Source organism: Halorubrum ezzemoulense DSM 17463, from assembly GCF_002114285.1.
In the GTDB taxonomy this organism is placed as follows: Archaea; Halobacteriota; Halobacteria; order Halobacteriales; family Haloferacaceae; genus Halorubrum; species Halorubrum ezzemoulense.
Genome location: NZ_NEDJ01000097.1, coordinates 1 through 8960, shown reverse-complemented (window position 1 = coordinate 8960; position 8960 = coordinate 1). Strand labels below are relative to the sequence as shown.

General features: G+C 57.3%; 5 protein-coding genes and 2 pseudogenes. 2 read left to right on the top strand and 5 right to left on the bottom strand.

The window, feature by feature from the left end; translation table 11 throughout:
- A partial coding sequence (locus B9H04_RS16580; RefSeq protein ID WP_394334723.1) for a DUF5817 domain-containing protein occupies nucleotides 1–1999 on the bottom strand: 1999 nt, incomplete at its 3' end.
- 540 nt (nucleotides 2000–2539) lie between these two features.
- Here B9H04_RS16580 and B9H04_RS16570 point away from each other — a divergent pair.
- Nucleotides 2540–3532: a hypothetical protein gene (locus tag B9H04_RS16570; protein ID WP_049933507.1), complete on the top strand. Its 993-nt coding sequence runs from the start codon at nucleotides 2540–2542 to the stop codon at nucleotides 3530–3532.
- Nucleotides 3533–3833: 301 nt separating this feature from the next.
- Entirely contained in the window at nucleotides 3834–4187 is a 354-nt protein-coding gene (locus tag B9H04_RS16565) for a helix-turn-helix transcriptional regulator (protein ID WP_049933505.1), read from the top strand.
- Nucleotides 4188–4254: 67 nt separating this feature from the next.
- Here B9H04_RS16565 and B9H04_RS16560 read toward each other — a convergent pair whose 3' ends face one another.
- The 4 genes and pseudogenes from B9H04_RS16560 to B9H04_RS19700 all read right to left on the bottom strand — a co-directional run.
- Entirely contained in the window at nucleotides 4255–5505 is a 1251-nt protein-coding gene (locus tag B9H04_RS16560) for a Cdc6/Cdc18 family protein (RefSeq protein ID WP_049933504.1), read from the bottom strand.
- A gap of 600 nt (nucleotides 5506–6105) precedes the next feature.
- On the bottom strand, nucleotides 6106–7434 hold the full coding sequence (locus B9H04_RS16555; RefSeq protein WP_080508761.1) for a restriction endonuclease: 1329 nt from the start codon (nucleotides 7432–7434) through the stop codon (nucleotides 6106–6108).
- A 1004-nt stretch (nucleotides 7435–8438) separates the two neighbouring features.
- A pseudogene (locus B9H04_RS19315) lies at nucleotides 8439–8839 on the bottom strand (transposase); the annotation flags it as partial.
- A pseudogene (locus B9H04_RS19700) lies at nucleotides 8840–8960 on the bottom strand (IS630 family transposase); the annotation flags it as partial.

Genomic DNA, 8960 nt, shown 5'->3' with positions numbered 1-8960 from the left:
TCGTCCGAAACGCCGTTCGAGAGTTGTACTCGCGGTACTCGCCGTGAGTCATGTCCCGCGTCATCTCGCAAATCTCCTCGAGAACAGCTTGTATGCGGTCGCCAAACTCATCGACATCGTCGACGAGTTCGTCTTCTTCAGCAATCCATCCAAGGCACGCACTATTCTGGAGGATATCGGGTGCCTCTTGTAGAAGCCGGCGGAAGTCACCATTCTCGTCGAGTCGCTCGGCAGTGAGCAGATTGTCCCAGACAAACCCGTCACCCAACGACCGAGCAGTACAGACTGCCCACTGCATCGGATTGTCGACTTCGGCGGCCACAGCAAGCCGATCATTGTCCCAGTCCATGTAGCGCCGAGGAGCTGCTCGATCGTCCCACTCGGAGACCGCCGCATCGACGGTTGCGACGCCATTCTCGGGGGTCGCCGCAACGGCGGCCTGATACGTAGAGCGAGGAAGCGGTTGGATAGTGTGGAGTGCCGGGAGGCGGTCGCGGCTCCAGCCGGCCCCCCCCTCACGTGTGTGCGCGGGTCTAGACTCCACATTGTCGGTAGATTTTCCGGTCCGACTCACAAAATTCTGAAGGGGTTTTTGTTGCGTTCCAGATCGGCCGATTTCTTCGAGGAAACGCACGCCAGCCGGGCGAATTGCGACTTTGCTCCCGTCGCTGGTCGCGATGCGGTCCGTCACGAGTTCGTGTTCGCGAAGCTGGCGCAGGTGGTACGCGACGTTGTTCCGAGACTGGTCGGGGTCATCGTACGGCGCAGCCTCATAGAGCGCCTCGTAGCCGGCTGTCTGGCCGGCTTCCGCGCCGATACGCTCGAGGGTTGCGACAACCTCACCGTCTGTCTCAAGCGCCTCACACGCAGCCGCGACGTGGTCGTCGACAGTTCCGTGAGCGCGCTGGCCTGTATCGCATTGTGAACTCACATCGAACGCTGCCACGTCCGAGACGTTCCCATCCAGTTCGTCGACATCGATCTCCGGATCATAACTCCAAGCGAAGCGCCGCATCCAGATAGACGACTCAAACACAATCCGGACGTCCACACCGTGGCCAAGCCAACTGAGCAGCTGGACCATCTGCCGGCGTTGGTCAGCGTGGCCGATCTCTCGGAATGACTCATCGATCCGCACGGTGAGTGTCGGCGTATGGGCTGCGGCTGCGAGCAACGGCTTCACAACGCGGCGAACATCCGCAAGCTCACCAGGAAACCCGATGCCAAGCGGGCCGAACTCTGAACTCCCAAAGCTCTTGAGCAGTTCGAGCGCCTGTTGATGCTGCTCGGACTCGACGTCTTTACACAAGCTCAACAGCGTCGACGCAACGATCGACCCGTTAAGGCTCTCTGCGTCTGGAAGCGCCTCTCGGTCAACTGTCCCGAGCTGATCGTCGATAATCGATTCAAGCGTCTGCCAGGCGGCCCCATCAGCGACACCACCGACGAGTTCGCGCACGGCGAGCGCAATATCGGTTTCGAGGACCCCAACAAGACGCCGCCAGAGTTCACCCGGTCGGCTCTCTTTGTCGAGGTGTACTGTCCCAGACGACGCAGCCGGGTACTGCTGAACCACCCAGAGACCCGCGTCCTCATCACAGCGGAGATCTCCAAGCTGACGAGAGCTGTGATCGGTTTTGTCGGGTGTCTCTCGATTCGCTGTGTCGAGGTGCTGATCGTCTGAGAAGGCACCTGTAAGCACCTGTACGCCGAGTGGTTGGCCGACAAGGTCGCGGCCCCATTCCTCTTCAAGATCGGCGTAGTGGCCAACCTCGTCGAACTCAGCGCCGGCGTCACGAGTGTTCGCGAGAAGCGCCGCCCGTTGCTCAACAGCATTCTCCCACGTGTCGGCTCTTGCTCGACGTCGCAACTGGCCATCTGAATGCTGACTCCCACACTGGGGGCACTCACGAGCGTTAGCAGCGCCACTACTGACGGCATCCTCGATGACCCAGTGTTGGCTACAGTTGGAACAGCCAACGACAGCGAAGCGATTCACGCCGCTGGCACACCTCCATGAGCCGGGTGGTCCTGCATAGTGCGCTCTCCGCGCACGTGCTCGACGCTACGGCCGAAATCGGATAATCGGCCGTCTCAGAGGCAGCAGGTAGTGCTAACGGCGAAAGCCGGAGATGACTCTCACCACCGCAACCATTAAGACCACTTCGGAAGAAATGAGGAATAGGAAAGCTTCCTCGGACAGGTGCCATCCTGTCCCTTCCCAAGCGGCCCCTGCTGCCAACAGGGGAACTTCCCCCCTTTCTAAACATCGCCTAGCCGTACATACTGCGATATTGCGCCGGCCTCCGTCTTAATACTCACGCCGAGCGTCAGACATACATACAATTACTGTTATTTCGTCGCGGTACCCGCATTCAGGCGGTTTACACACCTCTAAAGCGGGTAACTGGCAATTGTACTGGGTCCCATGTAGGAGCTCTCCCCCGAATTTATCCAATCACCACCCACGTACTCGGATACAGCTGTGAGGTCTGTAAGCAGCCTCAAGCATTTAGCGTCCAACGGTCTGAGTACGAATATGTCGTTTCGGGTCAGCTGGCACAATCTCCTTGAGCGGTTAGATGACCTTCCGGAAGGAGCGACGCTCCGGACACCACTCTCGAATGACCGGTTTCAGATAACTGGCGTCCAGGAACACCGTGTCATCATCAGATTCTCGGAGAGCGGTGAGTCGCGACCGCTTCAAAAAGACCAGTTTGAGACACTATATCGGCGTGTCACCGACTCTACCGATGGGTTCGACGTTGATCGACTCCCACCCGATGCGGATCCATACCCGACGGTATTGAGTCTCCATCCACGATTCGAGGTGAACGACGACCGAGGTGTAATTATCGAGACCGAAGCGCCAACCACCTCATTGTTACTGGACGAGGACCCGTCCTCTGACCCTGCTCCAGACCAACGGACAGAACCCGATCTCGACGTCTACGCGGATGCGCTCCTGCTCGTCGACGCGCTGGAACGTCACGAGGTTACAGCGCTCGAAGGGGTGGAGACAGGGACGCTCATCGACCTGTATACCTTGCTCTCGGACGTTCAACGGAACGCAAACGACCTCCGCAAGGAGATCGCCGACACGCTCTTAGACCGACTCCATCACGACCGACCCGTCTCGGGATCGTACGGCTCGGTCCAGCGGACTGCTCGGACGAACCGCTCGCTCAAAGCCGACGAGGAGGTGCTGGACACGCTCGAATCAGCCGGGATCAACCGTGATCGGGTGGTGAGCGTTGATCGCGGGAAGGTTGACGACGCCCTCGAGGTGACTGATGTCGCTGAAAGCGACGTCTACGAGATTGAAGAAACCGAGTACGTTCGGAAAGCCGAGGTGGACGAAGATCGCAAGGAGACGCGGCTCCAAGGGCTGAAAGACCAACTTGCGGCGAGCGATGCTGACGATGCCGACCAGCTTCGTGACGAAGTCGAAGAGCTCGAGTCGCGGATCGAGGAACTGACCGAATTCAAGTCTGGACAGTCGTATCACACGCGCTCGAATGCCGACCGGTGAGTCGGTTTGACGACGTGACGAAAAGAACGAACAGGCCACGGTCAAGGTCAACTACGACGCAAGGGCTCCAGAACCGTTGATTGTCGCAGGACTATGACCTTATGTAGCATTTGATCGCGTTTTACCCCCAGTTTGATACATAAGGGATCGACCCCGCTGCGTGGATTAACCCGAAAAACGTCCGTTGCGGGTCTGTTGTGGGACCCGGTGAGAGAATTAACACAACAATCACGGCCAATCTCATAACCAGTGTTAGCGACAGAAAGAACGATTATAATGGATACACGTTAGCTGTTGGAATATGAGTGCGTCACAGAGTGAAGCCTACCTCTCGGAGGACGAACATGCGGGTCTTGAACTGATCCGCGAGACGGGTGGGATTCACCAGAGCGACTTTTGGAAAGAGCTGGATGTCTCTTCGCGAAAAGGAAGCCGCATAGTCGAAGCGCTTGAGAGTGCCGAGCTGATCCAGCGTGAGGAAACGGTGTACGAAGGTCAACGGACCTACTATCTCGAACCAACAGTATCTGATCTTGACTTTTCACTACTGATGGCGGGTGATATGCTCTCGCCATTCATCGGTGAAGAAGAGGTCGACCCGCAGTCAGACGCCTTCTCCCAATGGCTGATGAACCTCGCGTACGAGGAAGAGTAACTATGTTCTCGAGGGCTTTCGACGGCTCTTAGTCACCAAAACTGAGCCACGATGGCCTTAATTCGTCTCACCGGAAGAGTTTGCCGTCGCGTTGTTCATCCAGTTCGGTTATTGTATCATCCTCGGTGAGACCATCAACGATCATTTCAGGGCGTGCCGCGAGCGAGTAGCGGTAATGGCGACCACCGCGCTGGCCGCGGTTGATCTCTTCCATCTTCGCGACGCCGTTGATCACGAGGTCATTCAACAGATCGCGGACAGTCCGGGCGGTGACCGTATCAGTCTCTGCGAGCCGTGCGGCGTGTTCGTACCACGCGTAGAAGGCGTCCATCTTCGCGGGTAGTTCGCCTTCGTTATCGAGTGCAAGCAGAGTGTACGCAACGAGTTTGCCTTGGGGTGATAATGATGCTATTTCGCTCACAATCGCGCCCTGCTGGATCTCCTCTTCGGCCTGCCGGACGTGCTGTTCAGTAACGATATCGTCATCGCTGGTGCGCGCCAGGTCGCCAGCGGTATACAACAGATCGAGTGCTGTCCGGGCATATCCAGAGCGCTTCGCGGCGAACGCGGCCGTTATCGGAACCACATCGTCAGTCAGCACACCATCATGAAACGCGTCGGCGGCACGATCTTTGAGGATCGTTCGCAGTTCGTTCGCATCATACGGTGGGAAATGAATCTCGTGTTCACAGAGCGTCGATTTTACTCGTGGATCCAGCGAGTCGCGGAACGTCGAGTCGTTCGTGATTCCGATGAGTCCGACTTTCGTATCGTCAGGATCGACAAATTTCGCAGAATTGCGATTGTTACACCGCCCGAGCTTGTACAGGACGTTATCACTCGTTCCGATATTGTCAATTTCGTCTAGTGCGATCAGAACGTGCGTGGTGTCGGCCTTACGTAACTCGTCGAACAGCATGTCGTACACGTCTCCCTCGGGGTAGCCTGTCGTCGAGATACTCGATCGGGGCGTCGACTCCCGGAGGACGTTCACGAGATTCACAGCGACCTGATAGCTCGTATTGAGGTCACGACATTCCATTTGGACGGCCGTCACGTCGACATCGTCGACGCCATCGGCGTCCTCGCGAACACGATCGAGTACGAGATGGGTGCCAACAGTCTTCCCGACACCGGTCGGTCCGTAGACGAACACGTTACGCGGCCGCTTTCCACGGATCACTTCGGAGAACATCTGGAGGTAGCGATTCAACACCTCATCGCGTTCGAGAATGCGGGACGGATCGTAATCGTCCCGGAGAACGTCTTCATCGAGGAAGATTTCATCCTCGGGCGTGAGGTGACCGAGATTGTCCATATCGGTTTTATACACAGATACCATATAAAACCGGAGCTTCAACTGTTTCGACTGACCTACACAGACACTCCACCGTTTCGAGTGTTCCAAGTGGAACGATAGGGGGGTCAGTTTCGGATGGATATTCGAGACCCTGTGTGACGATAACATTTATCACAAATGTCTGCGTACCACATCCGCAAACCATCTTTTGTGAGTATAGTAGAACAAGAGAAGACGTGATAGAGACTCGATCAGCTGGAATCGTACGTAGCACCCGTCACTGTCTACTTGAACACTTGAAATAGTGGAGTGTGGGTGGTCCCGACTGGTGTCTCCTTTGTTGGACGCACTGTCCTGACGACGAACTGGCCTAGACAGGACCGACAGCAGATTGTACGCAATCGCGTCGGTGGTTATAGTTGAACACTTGAACGGGTGGTGTGTAAGGCCGACAATTAGAACGGCTGTCTGGTCATCGGAGACACTTGAAGACGTGGTGTGTGTGTGAGATCGGCTGGGATTTCAGCGTCGATCGCTGTCGGCGTACAGCTCGAAACACTCGAAGCGCCGGAGGGTGAGGACAGAGACAAGCGAGGTGCCGTCGCAGAGGCCGGTGATCTACTCCTCCCTCCCCGGTGGTTGGACGACATCTCCGAGGGATCGAACCAATTGGATCCCGTTCTCGTAGTCAGTCGTCACCCGATATCCTTCTTCATCCTGCTCGACGGCTCCCACGCTGGGGTGCGCAAGAAGTTGGAGGGCGGATCGAACCTCTTCGGTGGTTGGGATATCGTCCGAGTCCTCCATGCCCACGACGATCCACCGGACGTCCTCCGCTGTCTCCACGGCTCCGTCGGCACGCTCGAGAGCTCGAATGACCGCAAGCAAGGTCTCTCCAGCATCGATGCGGTCTTGGATGTACTCATCGAGGAGGTCGAGTCTGTCGTCTTGGAAGGCCCCTGAGCGTGTCAAGAGAGCCAGTATCTCCTCGGGTGGAACAGCATACTCCTCCCGGCGATCGAGAAGCTCGACGAGGTCGTCGACGGCGATTGTTGTCAGCTCGGTCGTCTCGGCATTATCGATCACTTTCGGGGCGAAGCCTGGGGCGACCACGATGGCGTGATCGGCTCCACGCTGGCGTCGGTGTTTGTCTACGTTGGTGACTTCTAGCGAGTTGACTCGCCCGTTCCCTCGGGCCTTCACTTCGACAACGACGTGTTCGGGAGATCGGATCTCTACGTCGGTATCACCCCCTCCTTCGATCCAGTCGGCGGCACAGCCCAGCCGAGAGAAGGCCTTCGCAACGAGTTTCTCGAACTCCTCGTGAGCGTTCCCATCTGTGCTGGCCGCCCGGAGTTGATCGGCGAGGTCGGGAGTGGGTCCGTCGTCTTCGTCGTCAACCGGGTGAACACGCTCGCCGGCATCGGTGAGGTCGGCAATGGCAGTTTCGACTGATTCCTCGCCAGAGAGTCGGTTGAGGCGCTTGTCTGCGACTCGTGTAAATCCCTGCGGGCGGTAGGTCTCGTCATAGCCAACGAGCTCGTTGAATTCCTCAATGTCGACGTCGACTTCCTCAACATCGGTGAGGAAGGTCATGTACTCCCAGGGGCTTTCCTCGTTCCAGCGACCGTGTTCAACGTTCTCTCTCCAGAGATACTCCGCAAGGTCGGGGTCATGTCGGAGTTGGAGGACTTGTCCCCTCGCAACGAACGCGCCATCGTGGTAGACGAGCGCGATGTCGTTTCGCTCGACGTTCCGCCACGTCCCGTCTACTGAAGTACCCCAGACGTGGACGAGATCGTTGTCAGATGTCGTCCGAAACAGTTCGAGGTCGTCGTCACTGAGGTAGGACTCAATATCCGCAATTGGGTGCCCATCTCGGATGAACTGTTTGTAGTCCTCAAACGCGTCGTCGCGACCAGCGGGGAGGATCACGATTCCGGTCATGCTTGAGTGGAAATCACTAGTGGGAATCAAATAATTGGCTACAACTCTATGGAAAGGCTCTTTTGAATTCCTCATTTGGTGATATATTCTCGGAGCCGTGCTGAACCCAGAGCGTGAGTCGGTTGGGTGGGTGGCTAACGTGCCCGCGGACACCGGCCCGTTCACGAGCCGAGACAGTTAGTGCCCACTGAGCCGACGGCGACGCTGGGAGGCCCACCCTGCGACCGCTCCGAGGGGAACGAGCAGGGCACCAACCAGCGGACTCCACGCAGTAGCGACGGTTCGAGTAACATCGACAGCAGTCCACAGCGGTTCCGGATAGAGCTGTATTGCGTAGTGTAACCCCTGCCCGGTAACGATACTGAGGAGGAGTGGAAACAGTAGTACGTACACTCCTGCCAGTATTGGGACGAGTGCCAGATTCCGAGGGCCATCGCGCTACCCACGAACGCTCCCTTTTCCGGAGTAGATACCCGAGAGATGACCCGTCGCCAGACGATTGTGCCCAGCACAAATCCCGCGACAAACGCGAACTGTGGCGCGTGTCCGACCCAGTACTGCGCGTCTGGCGACAGCCGTAACGGGACAACCATCGCCACGAGCAAATAAAGGAGGGAGGCGGCGAGTGCCGCCGCCGCCGTGACGACCCCGGCACCCATATCCTGCCACCACGTCACCGAGCGTTGCTGCCACGTGACCATATGGCCTTGAACGCTGCGTGGGAATATAACTGAGCGCAACCGGTCTGTGACAGGTGTATTCTCTGTATCTCGCACGCCGATTCTATCAGCTCTTAAGGACTTCACCTATGGAAACGCTGCTACCCGGGCAAACCACGTCTAACGACAAAATAATTACGCCGTCCGGGGATCTGCTGTTCTCACAACCGGCAGGCGGTCGGAACGTGTCTGCGGTGCGGTCGCTGTCTGGCGATAGCTGACGCTCACGGAGGGCCTCGGCCGGCCACTGAGGGCCGCCGGACCGGCGGCCCTCAGCTCCCTCGTCTATGCGGTTACACCCGGTGGATCGTACGCTTCTCCCCGATCAAGCATGTGGTAGATCGATACCAGCATCTTCCGAGCTGCTGCCACGATCGCTTTCTGTGAGTTCTTCCGGCTTGCTAACCGATCGTAAAACCGACTCAGATACTCGTCGTTACTCGTATGAACTGCGGTGTTTGCTGCTTGGACGAGCAGCCATCGTACACGCCCTGATCCACGTTTCGAAATGCCCCTTCGATCCGCGAGTCGCCTGACTCGCGGATCACCGGGTTCAATCCGACGTAACTGACGACCTCCTTGTCACCGTCAAACCGGTCGATCCCACCTAACTCCGCGTAGATCGTCAGCGCCGTGTAGTAGCTTACACCGGGAATCGTCATGAGCAGCTGGGTCTCCTTTAATGATTAAGATAACATTCGAAAGTCAAGGAACTGTTCACACCACTTCTTTGCGAAGCTGACGCGTTTCGTTATTTTCTCAAAAGTTTCCTGAACGAGGTCTTTGAATTCCGCTTCGCTCTCAACG

Excerpts from the sequence above, each read along its gene's own strand:
- B9H04_RS16570 (WP_049933507.1), top strand. The coding sequence starts at position 2,540 with ATGTCGTTTCGGGTCAGCTGGCACAATCTCCTTGAGCGGTTAGATGAC.
- B9H04_RS16560 (WP_049933504.1), bottom strand. The coding sequence starts at position 5,505 with ATGGACAATCTCGGTCACCTCACGCCCGAGGATGAAATCTTCCTCGAT.
- B9H04_RS16555 (WP_080508761.1), bottom strand. The coding sequence starts at position 7,434 with ATGACCGGAATCGTGATCCTCCCCGCTGGTCGCGACGACGCGTTTGAG.
- B9H04_RS16565 (WP_049933505.1), top strand. The coding sequence starts at position 3,834 with ATGAGTGCGTCACAGAGTGAAGCCTACCTCTCGGAGGACGAACATGCG.